20 protein-coding genes and 1 tRNA gene are annotated in these 25,078 nt (G+C 64.0%); 9 read left to right on the forward strand and 12 right to left on the reverse strand.

Annotated features, from left to right (window positions below):
- Window positions 1–11: 11 nt before the first annotated feature.
- Both GRI62_RS05745 and GRI62_RS05750 read right to left on the reverse strand, forming a co-directional pair.
- Window positions 12–88 (reverse strand) — tRNA-Arg (locus tag GRI62_RS05745).
- A 111-nt stretch (window positions 89–199) separates the two neighbouring features.
- Entirely contained in the window at window positions 200–3,400 is a 3,201-nt protein-coding gene (locus tag GRI62_RS05750) for a TonB-dependent receptor domain-containing protein (RefSeq protein WP_131452418.1), read from the reverse strand.
- A 674-nt stretch (window positions 3,401–4,074) separates the two neighbouring features.
- Between GRI62_RS05750 and GRI62_RS05755 the strand changes: the two genes are divergently transcribed.
- Complete coding sequence (locus GRI62_RS05755) at window positions 4,075–5,358, forward strand: MarR family winged helix-turn-helix transcriptional regulator (RefSeq protein ID WP_160731819.1); 1,284 nt, start codon at window positions 4,075–4,077, stop codon at window positions 5,356–5,358.
- Window positions 5,359–5,413: 55 nt separating this feature from the next.
- Here GRI62_RS05755 and GRI62_RS05760 read toward each other — a convergent pair whose 3' ends face one another.
- Both GRI62_RS05760 and hppD read right to left on the reverse strand, forming a co-directional pair.
- Window positions 5,414–5,953 carry a hypothetical protein gene (locus GRI62_RS05760; protein ID WP_131452420.1) on the reverse strand — a complete coding sequence of 180 codons (540 nt, stop codon included), beginning with the start codon at window positions 5,951–5,953 and terminating at the stop codon, window positions 5,414–5,416.
- A gap of 82 nt (window positions 5,954–6,035) precedes the next feature.
- Entirely contained in the window at window positions 6,036–7,127 is a 1,092-nt protein-coding gene (gene hppD, locus GRI62_RS05765) for a 4-hydroxyphenylpyruvate dioxygenase (protein WP_131452421.1), read from the reverse strand.
- 116 nt (window positions 7,128–7,243) lie between these two features.
- Here hppD and GRI62_RS05770 point away from each other — a divergent pair, with 116 nt between their 5' ends.
- The 3 genes from GRI62_RS05770 (at window position 7,244) to GRI62_RS05780 (ending at window position 10,180) form a co-directional block, all read left to right on the forward strand.
- Window positions 7,244–7,570 (forward strand): septum formation initiator family protein, encoded by a 327-nt coding sequence (locus tag GRI62_RS05770; RefSeq protein WP_131452422.1) that lies wholly within the window; start codon window positions 7,244–7,246, stop codon window positions 7,568–7,570.
- Between the two features lie 171 nt (window positions 7,571–7,741).
- Window positions 7,742–8,788: a pyruvate dehydrogenase (acetyl-transferring) E1 component subunit alpha gene (gene pdhA / locus GRI62_RS05775; RefSeq protein WP_234032845.1), complete on the forward strand. Its 1,047-nt coding sequence runs from the start codon at window positions 7,742–7,744 to the stop codon at window positions 8,786–8,788.
- 3 nt (window positions 8,789–8,791) lie between these two features.
- Window positions 8,792–10,180 (forward strand): pyruvate dehydrogenase complex E1 component subunit beta, encoded by a 1,389-nt coding sequence (locus tag GRI62_RS05780; protein ID WP_131452424.1) that lies wholly within the window; start codon window positions 8,792–8,794, stop codon window positions 10,178–10,180.
- 30 nt (window positions 10,181–10,210) lie between these two features.
- Here the strand turns inward: GRI62_RS05780 and GRI62_RS05785 are convergent, their stop codons facing one another.
- The 6 genes from GRI62_RS05785 to GRI62_RS05810 form a co-directional block, all read right to left on the reverse strand.
- On the reverse strand, window positions 10,211–10,906 hold the full coding sequence (locus tag GRI62_RS05785; RefSeq protein ID WP_131452425.1) for a hypothetical protein: 696 nt from the start codon (window positions 10,904–10,906) through the stop codon (window positions 10,211–10,213).
- Window positions 10,903–11,508 (reverse strand): TadE/TadG family type IV pilus assembly protein, encoded by a 606-nt coding sequence (locus GRI62_RS05790; RefSeq protein WP_131452426.1) that lies wholly within the window; start codon window positions 11,506–11,508, stop codon window positions 10,903–10,905. Before GRI62_RS05790 ends, GRI62_RS05785 begins: the two co-directional genes overlap by 4 nt.
- Complete coding sequence (locus GRI62_RS05795) at window positions 11,505–13,496, reverse strand: pilus assembly protein (RefSeq protein WP_160731820.1); 1,992 nt, start codon at window positions 13,494–13,496, stop codon at window positions 11,505–11,507. The genes GRI62_RS05790 and GRI62_RS05795 overlap by 4 nt, the downstream gene beginning before the upstream one ends.
- Before the next feature lie 66 nt (window positions 13,497–13,562).
- The gene (locus GRI62_RS05800) at window positions 13,563–13,958 is read right to left on the reverse strand and encodes a TadE family protein (RefSeq protein WP_160731821.1); all 396 of its coding nucleotides are present in this window, start codon (window positions 13,956–13,958) and stop codon (window positions 13,563–13,565) included.
- 44 nt (window positions 13,959–14,002) lie between these two features.
- The gene (locus GRI62_RS05805) at window positions 14,003–14,470 is read right to left on the reverse strand and encodes a TadE/TadG family type IV pilus assembly protein (protein ID WP_131452429.1); all 468 of its coding nucleotides are present in this window, start codon (window positions 14,468–14,470) and stop codon (window positions 14,003–14,005) included.
- The gene (locus GRI62_RS05810) at window positions 14,467–16,053 is read right to left on the reverse strand and encodes a TadE/TadG family type IV pilus assembly protein (RefSeq protein ID WP_131452430.1); all 1,587 of its coding nucleotides are present in this window, start codon (window positions 16,051–16,053) and stop codon (window positions 14,467–14,469) included. Before GRI62_RS05810 ends, GRI62_RS05805 begins: the two co-directional genes overlap by 4 nt.
- Window positions 16,054–16,242: 189 nt before the next feature.
- Here GRI62_RS05810 and GRI62_RS05815 point away from each other — a divergent pair, with 189 nt between their 5' ends.
- Both GRI62_RS05815 and GRI62_RS05820 read left to right on the forward strand, forming a co-directional pair.
- Entirely contained in the window at window positions 16,243–16,899 is a 657-nt protein-coding gene (locus GRI62_RS05815; protein WP_131452431.1) for a squalene/phytoene synthase family protein, read from the forward strand.
- Between the two features lie 32 nt (window positions 16,900–16,931).
- Window positions 16,932–17,393 (forward strand): EF-hand domain-containing protein, encoded by a 462-nt coding sequence (locus GRI62_RS05820; RefSeq protein ID WP_131452432.1) that lies wholly within the window; start codon window positions 16,932–16,934, stop codon window positions 17,391–17,393.
- Here the strand turns inward: GRI62_RS05820 and trmFO are convergent.
- A complete protein-coding gene (trmFO, locus tag GRI62_RS05825; protein WP_131452433.1) occupies window positions 17,390–18,754 on the reverse strand; it encodes a methylenetetrahydrofolate--tRNA-(uracil(54)-C(5))-methyltransferase (FADH(2)-oxidizing) TrmFO in 1,365 nt (454 codons plus the stop codon). The genes GRI62_RS05820 and trmFO overlap by 4 nt on opposite strands.
- Before the next feature lie 65 nt (window positions 18,755–18,819).
- Between trmFO and GRI62_RS05830 the strand changes: the two genes are divergently transcribed.
- Complete coding sequence (locus tag GRI62_RS05830) at window positions 18,820–19,515, forward strand: lysoplasmalogenase family protein (RefSeq protein ID WP_131452434.1); 696 nt, start codon at window positions 18,820–18,822, stop codon at window positions 19,513–19,515.
- Window positions 19,512–20,555, forward strand: coding sequence for an alpha/beta hydrolase (locus tag GRI62_RS05835; protein ID WP_160731822.1), 1,044 nt, complete (start codon window positions 19,512–19,514; stop codon window positions 20,553–20,555). Before GRI62_RS05830 ends, GRI62_RS05835 begins: the two co-directional genes overlap by 4 nt.
- 12 nt (window positions 20,556–20,567) lie before the next feature.
- On the opposite strand, the gene gyrA is transcribed toward GRI62_RS05835, so the two are convergent.
- A complete protein-coding gene (gene gyrA / locus GRI62_RS05840) occupies window positions 20,568–23,411 on the reverse strand; it encodes a DNA gyrase subunit A (protein WP_131452436.1) in 2,844 nt (947 codons plus the stop codon).
- 272 nt (window positions 23,412–23,683) lie between these two features.
- Between gyrA and GRI62_RS05845 the strand changes: the two genes are divergently transcribed.
- On the forward strand, window positions 23,684–24,991 hold the full coding sequence (locus GRI62_RS05845) for a hypothetical protein (protein WP_131452437.1): 1,308 nt from the start codon (window positions 23,684–23,686) through the stop codon (window positions 24,989–24,991).
- The last annotated feature ends 87 nt before the right edge of the window (window positions 24,992–25,078 follow it).

A 25,078-nucleotide genomic window follows, 5' to 3' on the forward strand; every position in this document is an offset into this window, starting at 1 on the left:
CGCGTCAGAGATGGTGCGCCCGACAGGATTCGAACCTGTGGCCCCCGGATTAGGAATCCGATGCTCTATCCTGCTGAGCTACGGGCGCATCCGGTTTTGACCTAGTCGGGCACCGCGTCACAGACAACCGCCAACCGCACAAAAGAAAAGGGCCCCACCCGCAGGTGGAGCCCCCTTTTCTCTTGCAGTCCTGATCCGATCAGAAGCGCGCGTTCGCACCAAGGTAGAAGCGGCGGCCGTTGGTATCGTAGAAACGGCCATCGTAGCTGCCGCCGGGCAGGGTGGGGCCCGTCCCGTCGAGCGATGTGTTCACGTTGCCGAGCGGCGGGCGTTCGTTGAACAGGTTGTCGACACCGAAGCGGATGTTGAAGTCATCCGTCACCGCGTAGGACCCGTTCAGGTTGAACTTGTTGTAGCTGGGATAGCCGGTCGTCGGCGTGGGTGCGCCAAACTGTGCCTCCGTAGCGTCCTCAACCGAAGGCAGATGCTGCCACTGGATGGCGGCATAGAGCGGGCCGACGTTGTAGCCCACGGTGCCGAGGATGCGGTATTCGTAGACACCGGTATTGAGGCCGTTTTCGCCCGTGCCCAGCGTGCCGGTGTAATCGACCAGCGGGATGATCCCGGCCAGCGCCGTCGATTCGAAATCGATCAGGTAGTTGGCAAGGAAGTTCAGGCTGACCGAACCCGGCCCGAGGTCGAAACCCCAGTCCAGCTGTACGTCAACGCCGGACAGGTGGAACTCGCCGGCATTGGTGTAGGTCCGCTGCACGTTGCCCAGGTCACCCGTCTGCGCGTTGCGCGGCACGAGCTGGCAGGCAACCGTATTGGCGGCGGCCACCGGATCGCTTCCGGCCAGCGGATTGAGGAACGGATCGAAGCAGCTCTGCAACGCGGCTGCCACGGTCTGTTCGCCGATGGCATCCTCGACCGAAATGTCGAACCAGTCCACCGACAGGCGGAAGCGGCGCAGCATCTCCGTATCGAACGGCGAGGTGACCACGACGCCCGCTGTCCAGGTATCGGCCTTTTCCGGCTGCAGGTTGGGGTTGCCCACCGTTGTCGGGAAGGCAAAACCGAAGGTCGAGGGGTTGTTGGCCCCTCGCACGAAGGCACCGGTGACCGGGTCCCGCTGGTAGAAGAACGCAGCCGATTCGCCGGCGAAGCCCGGACGATCCGCCTGGCCCTGCAGCACGCGGCAGATGGCCTGCACGTTCGCCGCGTTGGCATTGGCGGGGTTGGCCGAGAACGACAGCGGATTGTTGATGGCGCAAGGATCGCCCGCGGTGTTCACTGCAAAGGTTTGCTGCGCCGAAAGGAACAGCTCGCCGATGTTCGGCGCACGTTCCGCCCGGTTGTAGCCGCCGCGGAACCGCAGCCAGTCCGTCACCTCGAGATCGCCCAGGATCTTGTAGGTATAGCTGGTGCCGGTGGTCGAATAGTCGGAGACACGGCCGCCCAGTTCGAGGTTGAGCTGGTTGACGAACGTATCCGACAGGATCGGGATGAGCATTTCGCCGTAGAGTTCGTGAACGTCGAAACTCGCATCCACGTTGCCGCTCGGATAGATGCCCAGCGCCTGGTCCTGGAACGAACGGCCCTGCGTGGTGAGGGTGTCGTTGTCGAACTGGAACTGGACCTCGCGGAAGCTGGCACCAACCGCGATGCCGAGCTCGCCCGCTGGAAGATCGAACAGGCTGCCGGTGACGTTCGCCTCGGCGATGGTCTGGGTGACTTCCGACCGGTTCTTGAGGTCGGCGCGGGTCGCCTCAAGGCAATCCTCGCTGAAGCCTTCGGTCGGCGGCTTGAACAGGTTGAGACCCGAGGTGCAGGTTGCTCTCGCAGCACCAAAGCCACCGAACGCCGCGTTGCCGGTGGCACTGAAGCCACGGCCGAAATTGCCGCCGTTCAGCACGGCCCGCAGGCGGTTGAGCGAATAGATGCCCGTCTGCACGGCGTAGGTCGACGAAATGCCGTGGCTGACGAAGGCTTCCCAGTTGAACGTGGTGCTGGGGATGGAGCCCTCGAGGCCGGCCGTGAGATTGTAGGTGGTGACGTCCGTCGTCGTTTCGCGATTGTCAGGCAGCAGGGCCTGGATCTGGAACGGCGCGGTCGGATCGGGCCGGCTGTTCAGCAGGGTGACCAGTTCGCTGGGCAACTCGCTGTCGGCAATCACCCGGGTCTCGCGGATGCCGTCGTTGTTGGTATCGCGGAACCGGTCCACGATGACGCCCCAGCCGCCGGTGATTGGGCCCGGTTCGTTGCGGGTGAACGTCTCTACGTGGCTGAACAGGCCTTGCGCAAACACGCCGATGGTATCGTTGATCTCGTAATTGCCGCGGGCGAACACGTTGTAACGCGTCAACGGCAGGATCAGGTAAAAATCGGTGTTGTTCTGCGAGATCGTGCCGTTCGAAGCGCGCAGGTACGGCAGGCCATCGTCGGGCAGGTTGAAGCGGTTGTTGCCGAAACCGCCGAAGTTGGAGGTGAAGGCCGTGCCGTCGGGTTGGAAGAACACGGTCTGCCCCGGGCGGCTGCCCGCGGCGCCCGCACCAAACACGGTGGCATAGTTGGGCAGGTTGGTACCACCGAAGTTCACGCCCGGCGTATCGAGGAAGAACTGCGTGCCGGTGATGGTCGGGTCCTGCCAGAGGTCGGTGTACCAGTCGCGGTCGCGCTGGAAGTTCGCCTCACGCGTGTTGATCGACATGGCCAGCGACACGTTGCCGCGCCCGTCGGCGAAGTCCGAACCCATTATGCCGGAAAGCTGGTATTCGAAGTTGTCGCCTTCCTGCGTGATGCCGAGCTGGGCATCGAGTTCCAGCCCTTCGAAATCCTTCTTCAGGATAAAGTTCGTGACACCGGCCACGGCGTCCGCACCGTAAGTGGCCGAGGCACCGCCCGAGATGATTTCGACCCGCTCGATCGCGGCGGCGGGGATGGTGGAGATGTCGACCACGCCAGAGGCGTTGCCGGGCGTGCCGCGGCGGCCGTCAAGCAGCACCAAGTTGCGGTTGGCGCCGACACCGCGCAGTGAGACGGTGGCCGCGCCGGGCGTGTTGGTCGCCGTTGGCTGGATGTCGCCGCCGGCGGTTGGCGTCTGCGCCGGCACGAACTGCGGCAGGCGGTTGAGGTTCTGTTCGATGGCGGAGGTGGAGGACTGCTCCAGCAGCGCCTCGTCCACGGTTACCATCGGGCTGTTGGAACTGAAATCGCCGGCGATGCGCGATCCGGTCACGACGATGCGGCTGTCCTGTTCGTCATCTAGGATGTCGGCGCCGACTTCGGCGTCCTGGTCCGGTGTATCCTGCGCCATGGCCGGCATGGCAAAGGCGAGGGTGCCGGCGCCGCCGGCGAGAAGCAGGGCCTTGAAGACCTGCTGATTGTTAAAATTCCTCACGATGTGCTCCCTTCACATTGACCGTCCGGCCGGGTCGCGGCCGTCCGAGGTTTCATCCCCTACCGGGCGACGCGTGGCGAACGGCGGGCAATCTCTCTGGTTGCCGCCGCGCGAAGTGCGCAGTTCCGGGTTGATAGCTGAATCGATCGAGGGTCAGGCAAGCGCGGCCCGGCTGCAAGAGCCGATGAGCCATCGCGCTGAATCGCGCTACAAGCATGCTGTCCTCCCCAGGCGGCAACAGGAATCATTCTGTCGTCCGCTCCCTCATCGACATATGGCGCAAGATTGATAGTGTCTAGAGTTGCCCGCACGCACTTTGTGAAAAGGGTCTGCGAGGGGCGGCGCATGACCTGCTGCCAAGCTGAAAAACGTGTCATTTACCATTGGCCTCGCGGTTTGTTTTGGCGTGGTAAATGGCGCAAATCAGCCAATGCGCGAGTGTTGGCCTTATCGTCTCGATCGTTAGTGTTGCACGGCTGCATCGGTTACCGGATTCGTTGCGGCGCGGCTCGTTGACCCTGTCCGGTTTTGCTTTTTCGGCGATCTGACGCTTGCCGGATGTACAAAACGGAAGGCGACAGGCGGCCAAAATGCGACCTGTTCAATTGCCGCCATGTTGATTAGGGCAGGCAGCAATGAAACCCGCACGCGATCGCGGGGGGCGGAGGATTGCAATGACGAGCAGGCCGACCAGCGGAAACGGTGCGGATTGGCGCGCCATCCTGCAGGCCCATGCCCGACAGACGTATCTTGCTGGTGGCGCGCGCCCGGACGCGATGGAAACCGATGTCGCTCTCGGCCGACTGGCCCACCTGCTCGGTCCGATGGCGGAAGAGGCGCTGCGCATCGTCGAGAGCTTCGCGGTCGGCGCACTGGCAAGCGATGTCGCCGCCGGCCTGCCATCGAACGAAGTCCCGCCCGTTTTCGATACCCGCCTGGCGATCATCCTGAACGGCCTGGCTCCGGAAGCGGAACAGCACCGGCAGGGTGAGGCGCCGCCCCCCCACGTCATCCAGCACGACCTGTGGCAACTGCTCTACAAAGTGCGGGAAAGCGCCGAGCTTTCGTACGCGCGCGAGATCGACCTCGTCGAACTCGACCGGCGCGTGTTGTTCCTGCTGCGCAACGGCGGACCGGTGGTGCCGGCGGATATTTCCAGCGCGGTAGGTGTCGACAAGGCGCAGGTCAGCCGCTCGGTCAAGCGACTGCTCGATTTCAAGATGGTGGAGCGCGACCAGATCCGCTCCCCCGTCGCCCTGACCCGCAAGGGCGTGGCGCTTGCCGACCGGCTGCTGCGGCTCGCCGAACTGCGCAATCGCGAACTTACCTTTGACATCAGCGACGACGAACTCTCGCGGTTCTACGCCGTGATCGAACAACTGCTGCAACGCGCCGTCATGCTGTACGAGCAGGAGCGCGCGCGGGGCAGCAAGGACGTCCGTTCGCTGAACCCCTTTGCCCCCGATCCGGACTACGTTCCGGGCGAAGGTAACGCCGTGAAGATCGAGCGATCGCGCATCCTGTCTCCCCTGATGACGCTGTCGGCCTATTTCAGCCGCAGCGGAGCCCTGACGTTCAAGCGCCTGACGGGGCTGTCGAACTTCGAAAGCTGGGTGCTCAACGAGATCGCTCTGGATGCGCCGATCGAGTGGAACACGCTGGTGGCGCGGCTCGACCGCGATCACAGCCAGGCCGGGCGCACGGTGCGCAGCCTGGTCGAACGCGGGCTGATCTCGCGCGATGGCAAGCCGGGCCGCCGGCATGGGCGTTTCAGTCCGACAGAGGAAGGCCGGCGATTGTTCGAGATCATCCAAGAGGCGAGCCGCCAGCGCAGCGCCTTCCTGATGGCACCGCTGTCCGTGCGCGAACGCGAGCAGTTTCTCGCCACGTTCGACAAGGTGCGGCGCAACGCCGTGGTCCAGCTGGAGCGCGAGCGCACTTTCGACGAACTTGGCTAGGTAGTGACAGACCCGGAATGGGGGCGGGCAGGAGTGATGCACCCCTGATCGCCGCCTACTGGACGCGTTCCACCCGGACGGAGCGCTGACTGTCGAAAGTGAGCAGGAAGCTGCCGAGCGAGGCGCGATCGATGTCCACCGTATCGCCGGGTCGCGGCGGGCGGTAGGCGAAAGGCACGCTTTCGGTGAACAGCCACTGCGCGCCGTTCTCCAACGCGATCAGGTAGACCCCCCGCTGGCGCTCCGTCACCGAGGTGACGCGGGCACGAATTTCATCGACCTGCCCGGGAGCCGATTCGAACCGTTGCGGTGTACGAATATCTTCGGCGCCGAAGCCGCCAGCGCGGCCGTTGTCCAGCGGACCGCCGCGACCACCATCGGGTGTCGGCATCGCCCCGGGCACGGAAATCCTCGCATCACCACCCGCGGCGCGGATGTTGTTGTCATAACAGGCCAGTCGCGCGGTAGGATCGTCGATCTGCGCACAGTTCCTGAGGATGTTGAGCACGATCTCGTCGCTCACCTGTGCGGCAGCGGGGCTGGTGACAGCGGCAAGCGGTAGGGCAAGCAGAATTAAGGCAGAAGCGCGAACCATCAAGGACTCCTCTCGTCGCGCGACAGATGACGCGAAGGGGGGCGCCGCGCAAGGGGCTTCACGTTGACTGCGTCCGGTTGCGTCAGGCCTCGACGTTCAGCGTCCCGCGCTTGATCTGATCGCGCTCCATGCTTTCGAACAGGGCCTTGAAGTTGCCTTCGCCAAAGCCCTCGTCCCCCTTGCGCTGGATGAATTCGAAGAACACCGGTCCGACCTGCGCCTCGGCAAAAATCTGCAACAGCAGGCGGGGCTGACCGCCTTCAGTCGTGCCGTCGAGCAGGATGCCGCGTGCCTTCAGTTCGTCGGCGGGCTCACCGTGTCCGGGCAGGCGTTCGGGCAGCATTTCGTAGTAGGTTTCGGGCGGCGCCGTCATGAACGGGACGCCGAATTCCTTGAGCCGATCCCAGGCCACCAGCAGATCGTCACAAATCAATGCGATGTGCTGGATGCCTTCGCCGTTGAATTCCTTCAGGAACTCCTCGATCTGGCCCTTCCCGCCTTCGCCTTCCTCGTTGAGGGGGATGCGGATCTTGCCATCGGGCGCGGTCAGCGCCTTGCTGGTGAGACCTGTATATTCGCCCTTGATGTCGAAAAAGCGGATTTCACGGAAATTGAACAGGCGCTCGTAGTAATCCGCCCAGAAGGCCATGCGCCCGTTGTAGACGTTGTGGGTCAGGTGATCGATCCGGTCGAACCCGGCACCTTCGGGCCACGGATCGACGCCGTCCAGGTATTCGAAATCGATATCGTAGATCGACAGGCCCTTGCCTTCGTCGTCGGCATAACGGTCGATCAGATAGACGATCGCGCCGCCAATGCCGCGGATGGCCGGAATACGCAGTTCCATCGGGCCGGTCGTGACCTGAACCGGCTCAGCCCCGCGGGCGATCAATTCGTCATAGGCCGCCGCCGCATTCCTTACCCGGAAACCCATGCCGCAGGCGGACGGGCCATGTTCGCGGGCAAAGAACCACGCTGCGCTTTTCGGCTCGTAGTTGGCGATAAGGTTGATCTGGCCCTGTCGCCAAAGCTGCACGTCCTTCGAGCGATGGTCGGCGACGTGGCTGAAGCCCATCGCCTTGAACACCGGCTCGATCAGGCCCTTTTCCGGAGCGCAGAATTCCACGAACTCGAAGCCGTCGAGGCCGATGGGGTTGTCAAATAGGTCAGTCATGGTTTCAGATGTAACTTCCTGCACCCAGTCGTCAAGACAATACGGCAGGCGAAAAGCGCGTCGGTTCGCACGCAATTCCCTTGAATCGCGCAGCGTCCTGTGATTCAAGCGAAACCATGAGCATCAAGCGAAATCGGCGTGACGCGCTGCGGGCCCAAATCGGTAACTTTGGGGCCTTGGCGATGCTTGTCATCGTTGGCCTGCTTGCGCTCATCGGCCCTTCGGGCGTTCTGGCGTGGAGCGACCATTCGGTACAGCTGGAGGAATACAACGGGCGCATTGCCGCGCTCGAGGAAGAAAAGGCAGTGCTGGAAAACCGTGTCGACCTGCTGGATCCCGACAACGTCGATGCGGATCTTGCCTCGGAACTGGTGCGGCGCGATCTGAACGTCGCCCACGATGACGAATACGTTTTCGAGTTCGAAGAAATGCCAACGCGGTAATGCATTAGGGTAAATCTAACCGCATTGGATAATCGTGCGCGCGCGGCGTTGCCAGCGAAACGATTTGCTGATTATAGGCATTCCCACTTCACTCCAAGAGCCCGCGCTATGGGCCGAAACAGGGGATATGCCTTGGCCAATGCCGCCACGTCGAAGAGCGCGAACACTCCCGTGGAAACGTCTGGCCAGGACGCCAGCGATTTCGCCCTTCACAGTCTCCAGCAGCAGCTGGACCATGACAAGCGGTTCAAGCCGGGCGATGGCGATCTCCTGAACTTTTACGAGCAGATGCTGCTCATCCGCCGTTTCGAGGAAAAGGCCGGCCAGCTCTACGGCCTCGGCCTGATCGGTGGCTTCTGCCACCTCTACATCGGGCAGGAAGCGGTCGCGGTGGGTCTGCAATCGGCGCTGACCGAGGGGCTGGACAGCGTCATCACCGGTTATCGCGATCACGGCCACATGCTGGCCTATGGCATCGACCCCAACGTCATCATGGCCGAACTGACCGGCCGCGCCGCTGGCATCTCCAAGGGCAAGGGCGGCTCGATGCACATGTTCAGCACCGAACATAAGTTTTACGGCGGCCACGGCATCGTCGGCGCGCAGGTGTCGCTGGGCGGCGGCCTGGCTTTGGCGCATCAGTACAATGACGATGGCGGCCTGTGCCTTGCCTACTTCGGGGACGGCGCGGCCAACCAGGGGCAGGTCTACGAAACGATGAACATGGCCAGCCTGTGGAAGCTGCCGATCGTGTTCGTGGTGGAGAACAACCAGTACGCCATGGGGACCGCCGTGCGCCGCTCCAGCGCGGAAACCGAATTCTACCGCCGCGGCACCGCCTTCCGCATTCCCGGCATGGAAGTGAACGGCATGGACGTGCTCGAGGTGCGTGCAGCCGCAGAGATAGCCTTTGCCCACGTGCGCGAGGGCAAGGGCCCGGTGCTGATGGAGTGCAACACCTATCGCTATCGCGGCCATTCCATGTCCGATCCGGCCAAGTACCGTACCCGCGAGGAAGTGCAGGAACAGCGCGACCACCACGACCCGATCGAACGGGTGAAGAAGGACCTGGCCGAGGCCGGCGTGAACGAGGACCAGTTGAAAGAGATCGACAAGGCCATCCGTGCCACGGTGGCCGAGGCCGCCGACTTCGCCGAGCAGTCGCCCGAGCCCGAAGCGAGCGAACTCTACACCGATGTTCTGGTGGAGGAGTATTGAGCCATGGCGATCGAACTGAAGATGCCCGCCCTTTCCCCCACCATGGAGGAAGGCACGCTTGCCAAGTGGCTGGTGAAGGAAGGCGACACCGTCGCATCCGGCACCGTGCTGGCGGAGATCGAGACCGACAAGGCGACGATGGAGTTCGAATCCATCGATGAAGGAACGGTCGGCAAGATCCTGGTCGCGGAAGGCACCGAAGGCGTGAAGGTCGGCACGGTGATCGCCATCCTCGCGGCCGAGGGTGAGGATGTGTCCGCTGCCGCCGCGCCAGCAGCGCCCGAGGACGTGGCAGGCGAGGGCAAGGACGTGGGCCGCGAGCCTGCCGAGGCCGAGATCACGCAAGCGAGCGACAGGCCCGAAGCAAAACCCCGCGCCGCCGACCCCGACATTCCCGCGGGCACCAACATGGTGAGACTCACCGTGCGGGAAGCCTTGCGTGACGGCATGGCCGAGGAAATGCGCCGCGACGAGCGGGTGTTCGTGATGGGTGAGGAAGTTGCCGAATACCAGGGCGCCTACAAGGTGACGCAGGGCCTGCTCGAGGAATTCGGTCCCAAGCGCGTGATCGACACGCCGATTACCGAATACGGTTTTGCCGGCATCGGCACGGGTGCGGCCATGGGCGGCCTGCGTCCGATCGTCGAGTTCATGACCTTCAACTTCGCCATGCAGGCGATCGACCACATCATCAACTCGGCGGCCAAGACCAACTACATGAGCGGCGGCCAGATGCGTTGCCCGGTGGTGTTCCGCGGCCCCAACGGCGCGGCCAGCCGCGTGGGCGCGCAGCACAGCCAGAACTTCGGCCCGTGGTACGCCAGCGTGCCCGGCCTGATCGTGATTGCGCCCTATGACGCGCAGGACGCCAAGGGCTTGATGAAGGCGGCCATCCGCAGCGAAGACCCTGTCGTGTTTCTGGAGAACGAGCTGATCTACGGCCAGAGCTTCGAGGTCGCCCAGCTTGATGACCACGTTCTGCCCATCGGCAAGGCGCGGATCATGCGCGAAGGGTCGGACGTGACCATCGTCGCCTACTCCATCGCGGTCGGCGTGGCCTTGCAGGCAGCCGAGGAACTCAGCGAGCAGGGCATCGAGGCCGAGGTGATCGACCTGCGCACCCTGCGCCCGCTCGACAAGGACGCCGTGCTCACTTCGCTCGCCAAGACCAACCGCGTCGTCGTGGCCGAAGAAGGCTGGCCCACCTGCTCGATCGCCTCGGAAATCGTCACGATCTGCATGGAGGAAGGCTTCGACGACCTCGATGCACCGGTCATCCGCGTGTGCAACGAAGACGTTCCGTTGCCCTATGCCGCGAACCTGGAAAAGCTGGCGCTGATCAACAAGGCGGGAGTGGTCGAGGCCTGCCGCAAGGTCTGCTACGCCGGCTGAGGCTCTCGCGAATTGCGTGGAGGGACGGCGTCAGCTGGCGCCGTCGGCGTAGCTTGATCCGCCATAGGTATCGCAGCGGGCAACCGGGTCGGGGTTGCTGTCATCCAGCTGGTAGATCTGCGTCAGGTCGCGATCGGTGCGCACGGTAAAGCTCGCCACCGCGCCCACCACCTGATCGCCGAGACCGAAGGGCTCTCCGAAAAGCGGTTGATAGTCGTAGGCGATCTCGACGAACATGACTGCGCCGTCCTCGAAGGCGAGCACCTCCTCGCCTGAGGGGCCCATCCCTGCAAAGGCCGAACCGCCGAGGCCGGCACCTTCTTCGCCGTAGCTGCTGGTGAACTGCTTGCGGCCCATGCAGCGCTGCCAATGGATGTACTGGTCGTCGTCCGTTCCGGGCGCAACCTCCTGGCTGCTGAGGATAACGCGGCCGTGCTCAAGCAGGCCGATGCCCCTGCCGCCTTGCAGATGGGCGCCGTAGAACAGGTCGTTGATGTCGAATTCGTAGATCTTGCGATCTTCCAGCACCGATGTCTCACCGATGCGCGAGGCATTGTCGGCGATCTGCACCGCCAGTTGCGAGACCTGCATCTGCACCAGGGCGCGATTGGCAGTCTCCAGCCCTGTCAGCCCGAGCACCAGCAGCAAGGGCAGGGAGAGCGCGAACTCCGTCATCGCCAGGCCCGTGTCGCTGCGGAGCAGGCGGCGGATCGACCGCATTATCATGGGCAGTTCCCCACGCCGGGCTCGTCCGACAGGCCAAAGGGCTGGTTGCGCAGGATCGTGCGGGCAACGACCTTTACCTCGGGATCGAGACCGACCAGTCCGGGTATCGGAAACGGGCGATCATAGCTGGCGACAACCTCGTACATGACCGCGTCGCGCGCGCCGCCGGTGGAATCGCTGCCCCGGTCCTCGTCCCACTGACGGTTGTGGTTGGCGTCCTCGAAGGGCTCGCCGTTGTTGCACAGGCCGTCCGTATTGAGGTCAGTGTAATCCTCCGGCCGTCCGACGTCGGAAAAGTTGGCATAGGCCGTGCGGGTGAACTGCATATCGGCATCGTAGACGATGCGCTGGACGGCACGCGTGACCCGTTCATCCAGCGCGTCGTAATTGCCGGCGTGGATCTCGATGGTGGAATCGCGTGCGGCCTTTTGCACTGCGCCCTCGATCATCGTCTCGGCGTAGTAGTTGTATGAAAAGTCGAACAGCGCGAGCAGCGTCATCGCCAGTGCGGGCAGGATCAGCGCGAATTCCGCGATGGTCGCACCGGACTCGTCGCGGCGCAGGTTGCGTTGCAGGCCATGGGGCGGGGGGCAATTGCTCATCGCGAAACCCTGAGGTCGCCCATCGACTGCGCGATGGAGGAGAAAGCCTCGTTGAGCTCGGCAGCGTTGGCAGCTTCGAACGCGTGACCCTCGCCCGCGCAATCTTCCATGATTGGGTTGAGCGTGGTGCCAAAGGCGATCACCCACACGGTGATGTTGCGTTTTTTCACCTCCTCGCAGGCGACGCCGAAGCGCGCCTCGATCGTCTGTGCCAGGGTCATCGACGAACCGGGTTGCCAGCGGCGACGGTCCAGCGGTTCGACACCATAGGCCCCGTAGGCAAGATCGTAGGGTTCGGTCTGTCCGTCGGTCATCCAGATCAGGTGGCGACTGCGCTGAATGCTGGCTGTGTCGGCGTTCTCGCCGGCGAACAGGCCGGTGGGCGACAGCAGCCGACCGCCCCAGATCATTCCTATGTCATGATAGGTCGCCCCCTGCGGGGAAAGCGTGCCGAGGTAGGTGTCGAGATCGCTATCGCTCATCTCGCCCAGCTTGCGCGCCCGCGCCGGGCATTGCGAAAACCACCAGGACCCCGTTTCGAGGAACGTCTGGCTGGTGGTTACATCGGCGGGTGAGAAACTGCCCGTGCCGTTGGTGGCGATGGCGCGGGCGTAGATGGCTGACGGGTGATGCGGTCGCCACTGGCTGTCGGCGTCCCCTGCACTCGGGATGCGGTCCAGATCGAGATCGAGTGCCCGGCTCAGATCGACGTTGTCATAGTCGCCGATGGCATATGTCGCGCGCTCCTCCATGCACCCCGGCGTGGTGGAGCGCCAGGCGGACACGTCCCGGTCGAGCGCCTTGTAAAGCCAGTTCGTAACCGTCCGCGTGCGCGGTTCCCAGATGCGCTGGAAGGTCTGCACCAGCGCGGTATCGGTGCTGCTCTCCACGGTGCAGGTAGTGCCGCTGCGCGTGGTGCGGTAATGCGTGCCGTTCTGCGTGCGCCGCCAGTACTGCGTGACCCTCTGCCCGTCGGGATTTGTCACCGGCTCGGTCGTCTCGTTGTACTTCACGTCGCTTTGGGTCCGGTTGCCCGCTGGCTGGCCACCGTCGCACGTATAATATCCGCTTGAACCCCCCGTCTGCACGTCACCCGAGGATTCGGCAGGCGGACTGCCGGGCCGATATGTTGCGGGATAGGAACTGACTGCGGCCCATGGCGAGCGCGTACCGGATTCGGTCTGCCAGTTAACGTCGCCGCTGTACCAGGTGTAGGTCTGCAGCGTAGCGGGCGCAGTGGTGCGCGACTGGTATTGCCAGGTGTCCGCCACCCAATCATCGGCCAGAAGATGGCCGACATTGACGTTGGAAGCGTAGGGCACGAAGCCATAGCGAAGGCTGGTTTCAGGCGCCTTGGCGCCTTCCAGCTGCGCGTGGAAACTGCGGATCACCGTTTTGAGCGAGTCCAGCCGGCTCATGGTGTCGCCGGGGTTGGTATGGCGCATCGAACCGGTGGTATCGAGCACCATCATGATGTCGACATTGCCGAAATTGAGCACCGCCTCGCAACTGACGCTCACATCCAGCTTCTCGAAATTGAAAACCTGCATCAGCGTGGTGGGCACCTCCACCGATGCGGAGCCGGCGATGGCGTAATCGTGTTCCAGTGCCATGGCGAACTGCCGGCCCTCGGTGCCGTAGGCCCCTTCGCGAAAGTTGACGTTGAAGAACCGATTGCCGGTGTCGGCCACGTCATCGGGAACGGCGCCGTCGACGACGACTTCGCTGCCGAGGCGCTGGCGGGCAGCGAGGACGCCGGCGTCACAGGCCTGCTGCAACCGGCTTTGCGCCAGGTATCCGCGTCCCATGTCGATCCCGCCGCCGATCAGCGCCAGCAATGGAAACAGCGAGGCTGCGATGATCGCCAGCACATTGCCGGAATTATCCCGTGCGAGACGCGACAGGACTCCCGGCGGGGTGGGGCAGGGGCGGAGCGAGCGGGAACCCATGTTGGATGCGGTACGCGCCGGGGCTGAGATAACCGTCAAGGAACAAGGTTAAGAAATTTATGCTCTTTCGCAATCGATGTCGAGCAGGCGCGGCTTGATCGGCAATCAGGCTGCGCTGCTGTCGACGAGGAAGATCGCGCGCTGATAGTCGATCGTAGGCGCTTCGATGTCAGCGAAGCCCAACAGGCTGTAAATGCGATAGCTCAGCGCGATCTCGATTTCCTTGGCGCCGGCAACGCGCTGGGTGTCCGCCTCTTCCACAGTGACCCGAAGGCGATCTGACGTCATCAAGTAGGGCGCGCCCAAGGCCTGGTTCCGGGCAAAGGCGCGCAATTGGGAGGGGGAGAGATTGTTGCCCGTCTGGTACTGCACCATCGCATAGCGCGAAACATCGGCGGTCAGGCTGCGTAGGGCGTTGTAGTTCTGCAATGCGATGCCGACCTGCAAAACACCGAACATCATGATCAGCAGCGCCGGGGCGAGCAGGGCGAACTCGACCAACACCGAACCTGCGGTATCGGCGCGCAGGCGTCTGAGGGTCCTTGTCATCCTTCGCTTCCCACCTGGACGGTGCGGCTGATGTTGTAATCGAAACCTTCCGACACGCCGAAGCTGGTCCAGATCGGCTCGTAGGTATCCGACAGGTCCACGCGAATGAATTTGTATTCCACATCCGAACCGCAGGTGCCGGCCGCGTCGGCATAGGTGTCCGAGGTTCCGCAGCGATAGATCGGGGTGATCGTGACCTGTTCATCGGTGAGGCCGGTGGAGGCCTTGAGAATACCGCGAATGGTCTCCCGCTCGGCAGCGGTCTCCGGTGCGACCGCCCGCACGACCGAGGCCGCTTCCGCCGCCGCGCTTTGCAGGTCGGTCTGGCGGGCGACCATCGAACTTACCTCGAACCCGCCCAGTGCAAGGACAAGCAGGATCGGCGCGACGAATGCGGTCTCGATGGCCATCGATCCGCGCTCGTCCCGGCCGAGGCGTGGGAGCATGGCCAGACGGGACATCATGCGACCAGTCTCACCGTCGCTTCAGTCGACGCGACGGTGGTGTCCTCGACCGATCCGGCTGGGCAGAACGTGGTCATGTTGGTAGTGCCGGTGATGGTGATGTTGTTGGCCGCGATCATCAGGCACTGGCTGGTCACGCCAACGGTGCCGGCGAACTGCACGTTGCTGATGGGGAAATATAGCGTGCCGTTGAGTACGGTGTTGGCGTTGCCGTTGAGCTTGGTCTTGCCGCTGCCCTGGGAATCGCGATCTTCGAACACCAGCATCCCGGCCAGCTTGTTGGCATCTTCCGCCGCGACGCCGACGGCCATGAGATCGGACGCCTGCATCGCGGTAAGGTTGACGTCCGAGCCGCCGGCCACATCGATATAGGCACCGTCGTAAAGGACGAACATCACTGCCGAGCCGGTGACTTCATACTGCCCGGTAATCTTCAGACCGCCACCGACGATGTTGTAGACCCCGGGAGCAAAGGACGTATTACAGCGCACCTGGATGTCGGTGTAGGTGCCGGGCCGCACGCTGCCCGCCTGCGCGCCGGGCGTGACGACGACGTTGCTGTAAGTTGTCGTGGTCGTCGTCGTGACCTTCTCCCACTTCTTGTTGTTACCACTCCCGCCGAGATCGATCCACTGGACGGTCGGCGTACCTGTGGTGGACCCAGCCTGCGTTCCATTGGCTACCTGTTGGTTGACAGTGGGCGCCGTTACCGTCGAACTCGGCTTACCGCTGGGATTGTTCCACGCCTGGCTCTTGTTGGCTTTCATCCAGTACGAATATTCAGTGACGCGTCGCACCGACACGTCAGCCATCGTCGTGTCCGGCTCGCTGCCGCAGGAATAGGTGCGGGCAATTTGCGACGCGGAAGGTGTTGGCGGCTGCAACTCCTCGTACGGATCGTACAGGCCGCTCATGTATTCCATGATGACGTCGTCGGTGTTGTCTTTCAGCCATTGGTCGATGCCACCCGCTGAAAGAATCCAGCCCGCATCCACCGTGGGATTGCCGTTGACGGTGATGGCCTGCGCATCGGTAGACAACGCGGCCAAGCCGCAACTCGCGGTCAGGACCGAGTTGCCGCCGATGGTGATGGCCCCGTAGTCGTCATCGTCTAGGGCGATCAGGCAGCTGGTAAAGGTCGTCCCTTCCTCGAAACTTGCCTGCGCGTAGGCGGAGACCGGAAAAGTCGCGTCGGTGAGGATACTGGTAAAGGGCAGCGGTTTGTAGGCTGTGACAGCCACGGCCACTGAATTGTCGTTACCTGAGGCATAGTCCGCCAGCTGAATTTCCGGCTCGTCGGCAAAGCCGCCGACCACCTGCATGTTGGCGTCGAATTCCTGCTGCGCGCGAAGCTGGTAGGTGCTTGCGGTATCCTCGTCTGCAGCGGCCCAGGCCCCGGCGACGGCGGCCTGATCGACGGCGAATTGCAACTCGCGTTTCCACATGTACCACTGGGTGACATCCACGCCGAGACCGGCCCCGCCGATCAGCATCGGCATCCCCAGCGCAACCAGCAAGGTGGCGTTGCCGCTGTCGCAGCCGGTCAGGCGAGTGATCGTCTTGCGAAAGGCGTTTCTGACCATGGCTGACCCCCGGGAAATTGATATGCGTTCGGGACCATTACGGAACGCGTGGTATCCGGCGGGTAAAGTTTCAGGGTTAACGCCGCTTAAGCCATGCTGACCGTTGGTTTACGGAGAGTAGGGTTCAGCGATCAGCCCGCGGCACGTGACAGGTTGACCTGCCCGGTCACGCGGGCGAGGACACCCCGGATGAATGCGCAACTGCTCTCCACGCTGCCGTTGGCACAGCGCCTGGCGCTTTCGTATGCCCCTGCGTGCGCGCGCGATGCCACCCTTGCCCTGCTCGCGCTGGATACGCGCCTGGCGGGGATAGTGCGGGGCCATGGCGAGCCGGTGATTGCCCAGCTCAAGCTTGCCTGGTGGCGGGATAGGCTGGCGCAGGATCCCGCCGTTTGGCCGGCGGGCGAACCGCTACTCGCGTTGATGCGCACTTGTGGGGTGGAGCCGGTGCGGCTCGCGGGAATGGTCGACGGCTGGGAACTGCTCTTGAGCGAAGAACTGGGCCGCCCCGAACTTGAAGAGTTTGCCGAGGGTCGGGCGCTGGGCTGGAGTGGATTGGCCGAAGCCTTTCACGTCGGCGCGCCATACGCTGCGGTGTCCACCATCGCCACCGCCTGGGCCCTGGCTGACCTGGCGCTGCATCTGGGGGGCGGGGAGGTCGCCGCATCGGCGCGCGAGATTGCACTGGCACTGCCACGTGGCGACGAACGGCTGCCCCGCGAATTGCGAACGCTGGTCGTCCTTCACGGCCTGGCTCGGCGGGCCTTGCTGCGCGGATCACGCGAACCGCTCGACGGGCCAGCGGCCATGCTGGCGGCGGCGCGGCTTGGCTTTGCCGGTCGTTGAGCTAGAGTGCGGGAAGCTAGGGGAAATTGCCCATGAATCGCGTTGTCCTGGGGGCCGTCGCCGCGCTGGTGCTGGTGGGGATCGGGTTGTTCTGGATGCAGGGCCGCGCCGAGGTTGAACAGGCGGCACCGCCTCCCGAGCCGGTCGTGGTGCCGTTGGAAGATCCAGATGCGCTTCCCAGCGCCGACCCTGCCGACATGCGCGGCCCCGCGCCGCCCGAGGCGAGCGAGCTGACGCGTGAACAGCAGCGCTTCTTCCGCTACGACCGCAATCGCGACCTCAAGATCACTCGCAACGAAATGCTGTCGACGCGCACGAACGCGTTTCGCGCGCTGGATACCGACGGCAACAACCTGCTGACCTTCGAGGAATGGGCGATCACCACCAGCGAACGCTTCGCCGAAATGGATGGCAACCGCGATAACGAACTGACCGCAGCCGAATTCGCGACGAGCGCACCCGCGCCGCGGCGGACGCCCGCCTGCCGGTGCTAGGCCGGTTGCAGGTCGCGGCCTAGCCACGCGCCGAAATCAGCCTTGCCCCTTTCGGTATAGGCTTCCTTGCGCGCCTTCTTCTTCACGTCGTGCAGCGGCGGGAAAAGGCCGAAGTTGACGTTCATCGGCTGGTAGTCGCTTGCCTCGGCATCGCCGGTGATGTGGCTGAGCAAGGCCCCCATCGCGCTGGTCGGCGGAGGAGATGTCCAGGCCTTCCCCGCCAGTTCGGCGGCCGCCATCATGCCAGCCATCAGGCCAATGGCGCTGCTCTCGACATATCCCTCGCACCCCGTGACCTGACCGGCGAAGCGGATGTGCGGCGCGCTCTTCAGGCGCAACTGGCGGTCGAGCAGGATGGGGGAGTTGATGAAGGTGTTGCGGTGCATTCCGCCCAGCCTTGCAAATTCGGCATTCTCCAGGCCGGGAATGGTGCGGAACAGTTCGACCTGCGCGCCCCATTTCATCTTCGTCTGGAAGCCGACCATGTTCCACAAGGTGCCCAGCTTGTTATCCTGCCGTAGCTGGACGACGGCGTGCGCCCAGCGGCCTTGCGGAAATTCGGGCGTGGTATCGCGCGGATTGTCGAGGCCGACGGGCTTCATCGGCCCGAAGCGCAAGGTATCGAACCCGCGTTCGGCCATGACCTCGATCGGCATGCAGCCTTCGAAGTAGGGCGTATTGGCTTCCCACTCGCGGAATTCGCCCTTCTCGGCATCCAGCAGGCCCTGGTGGAAGGCGGCATACTGCTCGCGCGTCATCGGGCAGTTTATGTAATCCTTGCCGTCGCCCCCCGCTGTATCGACCTTGTTCCAGCGCGACTGGAACCACGCCTTGTCCATGTCGATGGAATCGCGGTGAACGATGGGGGCGATGGCATCGAAGAAAGCCAGGCGGTCCTCTCCGGTTACGGCGATGATGCTGTCGGCCAGTGCCGCGGCGGTGAGCGGGCCGGTGGCGACGATGGTCATGCCCTCCGCCGGCAACGTCTCGACCAGTTCGCGCACCACGATTACATTGGGGTGTTCCTCCAGCGCCTTTTGCACCTCTTGCGAGAAGTGGTCGCGGTCTACCGCCATTGCGCTCCCGGCCGGCACCCGCGCCGCCTCGCCCGCGCGCATGATCAGGCTGTCCAGCCGCCGCATCTCGTGGTGCAGCAGCCCGACCGCGTTCTTTGCATCGTCGTCGGAGCGGAAGGAGTTGGAGCATACCAGTTCGGCCAGGCCATCGGTATGATGCGCCGCGGTTTCGCCGCCGCCGCCGCGCATTTCGCTGAGGCGGACCTTCATGCCGCGCTGCGCCAGTTGCCATGCCGCTTCGCTCCCGGCGAGGCCGCCGCCGATAATGTGGACCTGATGTGTCATGGGCTCGGCTGATAAGTGCAAGGGCGCGCTGGCGCAAATGCCGAGTGGCGGCTAATCCCGCCGCCATGCCACGCCGCGCGCTTGCCCAGAAACGGCCCTACCTGCTGCTCAGCCTCGTCGCGGCGATGGCGTTCTACTACCTGTCGGCCAGCGAGCTGCCCGAACTCTACCTCATTCCGCTGAAGGGAAGCGCCTGCGCCTTCCTGGCGATCTATGCCTGGCTGCGCCACGGCAGCAAGAGCGCGCGGATGCTGGCCGGAGCGATGGCGGTGGCCAGCCTTGCCGACATGGCGATGGAGATGGACATCCGGTTCGGCGGCGCGCTGTTCTTCGTGTTTCACTGCATCATGCTCGCGCTGTTCCTTCGCCACCGTGGCAAGCCGCTGGAAGGGAGCGACAGCCTCGTCTTCCTGGCGCTGTTGCTGGCAACGCCGCTGGCGGCATACTGGCTCGTCAGCGTGCCGGGCGTAGCCGTGCCCGCCGGTATCTATGGCCTGGCGCTGGGCGCGATGGCTGCGGGCGCCTGGGCGAGCGACTTTCCGCGCTTCACCGTGGGGGCTGGGGCAATACTGTTCGTGATGTCGGACTTGCTGATCTTTGGCGGAATGGGACCGCTCTCAGGCAGTCCGATCCCCCAGTATCTGGTGTGGCCGATCTACTACCTCGGCCAGTTCCTCATTACCGTCGGCATCATGACGAGCCTGCGCAAGCGCGATCCGGAACTGCGGGTGGTGCAGGGTGGAAAGGACACCGTGCATTGATCCGTCAGCTTGTCGCCGCGCTTGCCGCGCTGGTCGCCGCCCCCGCCGCCGCGCAGCTGGGCGGCGGCACGCCGCACGTCACGGCCACCAGCTATACCGTACATTCGGATGCGCTGGGCGGTGAGCGTGTCGTCACCGTGCGTTTGCCGACGAGCTATGGCGACGATCCTGCACGCCGCTACCCGGTCGTGTACCTGCTCGATGGCGGGGTAGAGCAGGACTTCGACCACATCGCCGGCATCGTGCAGAGCCGCGACATGAACTGGAGCTTCGACGAGTTTATCCTCGTCGGTGTGCAGAGCATCAACCGCCGCCATTTCTTCGCGCCGCCTGCCGCCGAGCCGGCGCCCTATGTCGAGGCGCTCGGCGCGGAACCTGGCGGCACCTTTCTCTATCGCGATTTCCTCCGCGACGAATTGAAACCGATGGTGGACAACGCGTTCCGAACCGACGGCCACGATGCGGTGATCGGTGAATCGCTTGCCGCGCTGTTCGTGGTCGAGACAATGCTGGAAGAGCCGACGCTGTTCGAAGACTACATCGCCATCTCGCCCAGCCTGTGGTGGGAGGAGATGAAGTACGGACGCGAGGCAGCAAGCTATCTGAACCGCTTCCCGCAGGATGGCGTGGCGCGGCGCCTCTACCTCACCGTCGCCAACGAGGGCGTGTGGCACCGCGAGGGCGTGGAAAGGCTGGTGGATGCGCTGCGGACGAGTGCGCCCCCTAACCTGGGCTGGACATTCGTGCCGGTCGAGGACAGCGAAACCCACGGCACGCTGTTCCACCCGATGGCGCTCGACGCCTTTCGCACGCTTTACGGCACGCCGACGCGGGAATACCGCGCACAGCCGCTTATCGGCGGTCCGGCAGTCCGCGAGGATACGCCGGAGGAAACCGCGCGGCGCGAAGGCGAATGCACCCCTGATAACAGCCGGCCGACCACGCCCGGCGCGGTGGAGCAGGGGCGCGAGCGGTTATATTACGAGTGCCTGCTGCTCGACCTCGGCCCGCGGCCGCGCGAGGGGACGCTTGGCCCCTAGCCCGGACAGCGCCTAGTCGCTGTCCGGCTCGTCTTCCATGTTGTCGTCCGAATGGGCGGTGGTGTGCGGGGTTGTGGGGTTGAGGCTGCCGCCACGCGCGGCGATCTCGTCGGCGATGGCTTCCTCGGCCTCGTTCTCCGGCTCCTCGGTCTCGTCGATCAAGGCCGCGCCGACGATGTGCTCGCCCTTGGCAACGTTGAAAATGCGGATGCCTGACGAACCGCGACCCGAGATCGAGATGCCGTCCAGGGTATCGAACCCTCCTTCGACCAGATGGCGGAAGCGGATGGGCAGGCGGATCAGCTTGGCCTGATTGGTGACCAGCATGAGCTGCGAGTTATGCCGCACCGGGAAGCTGGCGACGACCGGGCCGTTGCGATCCGGGCTCTTGGACGGTTCGCCGATATTCGTGATGCCCTGTCCGCCGCGCCCGGTGGTGCGGTATTCGTAGGCCGAGGAAATCTTGCCATAGCCATTCGCCGTCAGGGTGAGAATGAACTCTTCCCCCTGTTCCATCGCGGCCGCTGTTTCGGCATCGAGCGTATGCCCGCTTTCGTTGTTCTTCCACACGGCGGCGCGAAGGTACGCTTCGCGCCGTTCCATGTCGGCTTCAAGCGGGTCGAGAACGGCCATCGAAACGACCTTCGAACCCTTCGGCAGTCTCATTCCGCGCACGCCGATGCCGGTGCGGCTCTTGGTCTCGCGCGCGTCGGTGGCACTGAACCGGATGGCCTTGCCGGTATCGGAGGCGAGGAAAATCTCCTGCCCCTCGTTCAGCAGTTCCACGCCGATCAGGCGGTCGCCACTGCCTTCGACGAAGCCCATGGCGTACTTGCCGGCGGTCGGCACGTTGGTAAAGGCGTCCATCGAATTGCGGCGCACCATGCCCTGCTCGGTTGCGAACACGATGTTGAGGTTGGCCCACTCGCTTTCGTCCTCGGGCAGGGGAAGGACATTGGTGATCCGTTCCTCCGCACCGAGCGGCAGCAGGTTGACCATCGGCCGACCCTTGGTCTGCGGGCCGCCCTCGGGCAGCTTCCACACCTTCAGGCGATAGACGCGGCCGGTGTTGGTGAAGAACAGCACCGGGTTATGCGTGCTGGTGACGAACATCTCGACCACCGCGTCCTCGTCCTTGGTCGCCATGCCGCTGCGGCCCTTGCCGCCGCGCGCCTGGGCCCGGAAGGTGGAGAGCGGGGTGCGCTTGATGTAGCCGTCGTGGGTCACCGTCACGACCATCTCGTCGCGCTCGATCAGGTCCTCGTCGTCCAGGCCGTCCCAGGCGGGAGCTATCTCGCTGACGCGCGGAGTGGCGAACTGGTCGCGCACCTCGATCAGCTCGTCGCGCATCACGCCGAAAAGCTTGGCGCGGTCGGCCAGCAGCGACAGGTAGTATTCGATCTTGCTGGCGAGTTCTTCCAGCTCGCCGCCGATCTCGTCCCGGCCAAGCGCAGTGAGGCTGGAGAGGCGCAGCGCCAGGATCGCCTTTACCTGCCGCTCGGACAGCTGATAGGTGCCGCCCTCTTCGTCTGACGAAGGGTCGATCGCCTCGACCAGGCGGATGTATTGGGCGATGTCGCCGATCGGCCATTCCTTGGCCAGCAGCTTGTCACGCGCGATGGAGGGGTTGGACGATCCGCGGATCATCTGCACCACCTCGTCGAGGTTGGAGACCGCCACCACGAGGCCGAGCAACACGTGCGCCCGCTCCCGCGCCTTGTTGAGTTCGAACTTCGTGCGGCGCGTGATGACCTGTTCGCGGAAGGCCACGAAGCTGGAGATGATGTCGCGCAGGCCCAATGTCTCGGGCCGGCCACCGCGAATGGCGAGCATGTTGGCGGGGAAGCTCGACTGCGCTGGGGTATGGCGCCACAACTGGTTGAGCACGACCTCGGGCGTCGCATCGCGCTTCAGGTCGATCACCACGCGCACGCCGGCGCGACTGGACTCGTCGCGGATATCGGTAATGCCCTCGATCCGCTTGTCCTTCGCCGCCTCAGCTATCTTTTCCACCAGGCCAGCCTTGCCCACCTGGTAGGGGATCGAGGTGAGCACGATGCTCTCGCGATCGTTCCGGCCCTTCTCGATCGCGTGTCGCGCGCGCATCAGGATGGACCCGCGACCCGTGGTGTAGGCCGATCGCGCACCGTGCTTGCCAAGGATCAGCGGGGCCGTGGGAAAGTCCGGTCCGGGGATTATCTCGTGGAGGCCATCGTCGGAGATGCCCGGATCGGCGATGAAGGCCAGGCAGCCGTCGATCACCTCGCCAAGGTTGTGCGGCGGAATGTTGGTGGCCATGCCCACCGCGATGCCGCCGGCACCGTTTACCAGCAGGTTGGGAAAACGCGCCGGAAGAACCGTCGGCTCCAGTCGCGATTCGTCGTAATTGCGGGTGAAATCGACAGTGTCCTTGTCGAGATCGTCCAGCAATGCGTTCGCCACGCGCGCCAGGCGGCTTTCGGTATAACGCATGGCCGCCGGCGGATCGGGGTCCATGCTGCCGAAGTTGCCCTGGCCGTCCACCAGCGGCACGCGCAGGCTCCACGGTTGCACCATGCGGGCGAGCGCATCGTAGATCGCGCTGTCGCCGTGCGGGTGATACTTGCCCATCACGTCGCCCACGATCAGCGCGCTCTTGCGGAACGGCCGGCCGGCAACGTAGCCGCCTTCGTTGGCGGCGAACAGGATGCGGCGGTGGACGGGCTTGAGACCATCGCGAACGTCGGGCAGCGCGCGGCTGACGATCACGCTCATCGCGTAATCGAGGTAGCTGGTCTTCATCTCCTCGACGATGTCGATGCGCTGGAATTCGCCGGGGTTTGCCGGTGCGGGCAAGGATTCGGTCTCTTCGCTCACTGCAGCTGTCTAGTTCCGTCGCAATTTCGGGAAGGGGCAGGGTAGGGGAAGGGTGCTGCGCGCACCAGTTTTCCTACCTTTCAAATGGGGTCTCGCCGCGCTTTTTCCACACCTTGGCGCAAGTGGGCACCGTATTGCCTGTCAGGCACGTTAAATCGCCATTCAGCGCCGCCCAGGCAGGACAGAATTGCAATCACGGGCGTTGTATGCAGAACGCCATCGGGTTTGCGATGGCAGCATGAATGCCAGGAAGTTTTCAGGAGAATCGATCAATGCCAGCCGTTTTCCACACCGCCCGCCGGACGACCGCGCGTTATGCCCTCGCGGTCGCACTCGTTGGCGGCTTTGCGATGACTGCCACGGCCATGCTGCCGGAACCGGCCTATGCCCAGCGTAACCGCGACCGTAATCGCAATGCAGAGGCTAGCCAGGCAGAGGGGCAGACCAATTCGCAGGGCTTTGCCGCAGCTTATCAGCCGGTCGCCGCAATGGTGCAGCCCGCGACCGCCAATTACGAAGGCGCCCGCGCCGCGATCCCGGCACTCGTCGCCGCGGTAGAGAACGATGCCGACCGCGACCTTGCCGGCAACCTCATCCTCAACATCGGCAGCCACTTCGAAGATCGCCAGATGCAGTTGCAGGGTCTTACCATGCGCCTGCAGTCGGGGCGCGTCGCGCCCGACCAGCAGGGCCTGTTCAATTGGTATGCCGGCAATATCTCCTACGAACTCGACAACTATGCCGACGCGCGCCGTTATCTGCAGCAGTCGGTCGATCTGGGCTACCAGCCCGACCAGGGTGATGCTGTGCTGCTGATCGCCAACAGCTACGTCGATGAGAGTGATAATGCCCAGCAGGCCGTCGACTATCTGATGCAGCGCGTGGCCGCCGCCACCACCGCCGGGCAAACCCCGCCCGAGGCATGGCTGATGAACGCCCTGCAGCTCAGCTATGACAACGAACTGGCTGTCCAGGCCCTCGACGTTGGCGAGATGGTCGTCACCAACTATCCGACCGAGCGTAACCTTGCCAACGCCCTGCAGATCGTTAGCCAGCTCAACGAGTTCTCGCCCCAGGCGCGGATCGATCTGTATCGCCTGATGTTGGCGGCCGGCGTGCTGCGCGAACGGCAGGACATCAGCCGCTATATCGACGATCTCGACGCGCGCGTTCGCGGCACGGAAGTGCAGCGGGCGCTGGCCCTTGGCCTGGCCAATAACGTCTATACCTCGAGCGATCCCTATTACACCGATGTGCTTTCCGTAGCCACGCCCCGTGCCTCCGCCGATCGCAGCGGCCTGGCGACGATCGTGCGCGAAGGAGAGAACGGTGACGGGCTCGATGCGATCAACGCGGGCGACATCCTCTATTCGATGGAGGACTACACCCGCGCTGCCGCCATGTACCAGTTGGCGCTGGACCGTGGCTACGATGCCGACCTGGCGCGCACGCGCCTTGGCATGGTGCAGTCGCTGGGCGGTGACAATGCCGCTGCGTTGGCGACCTTTGCGCAGGTGAGCGGCGAACGCCAGCCGATCGCCCGCATGTGGACTGCATGGATCAACTCGCAGGCCAGCTGATCCTGCCAACGATGCGACCCAGGGCGGCGCGAAAGGTTACCCCCTTTCGCGCCGTTTTCGTGCCCGCGTTCCGACCTTCCACGGGGT

It is taken from the genome of Aurantiacibacter arachoides (assembly GCF_009827335.1).
Taxonomy (GTDB): domain Bacteria; phylum Pseudomonadota; class Alphaproteobacteria; order Sphingomonadales; family Sphingomonadaceae; genus Alteraurantiacibacter; species Alteraurantiacibacter arachoides.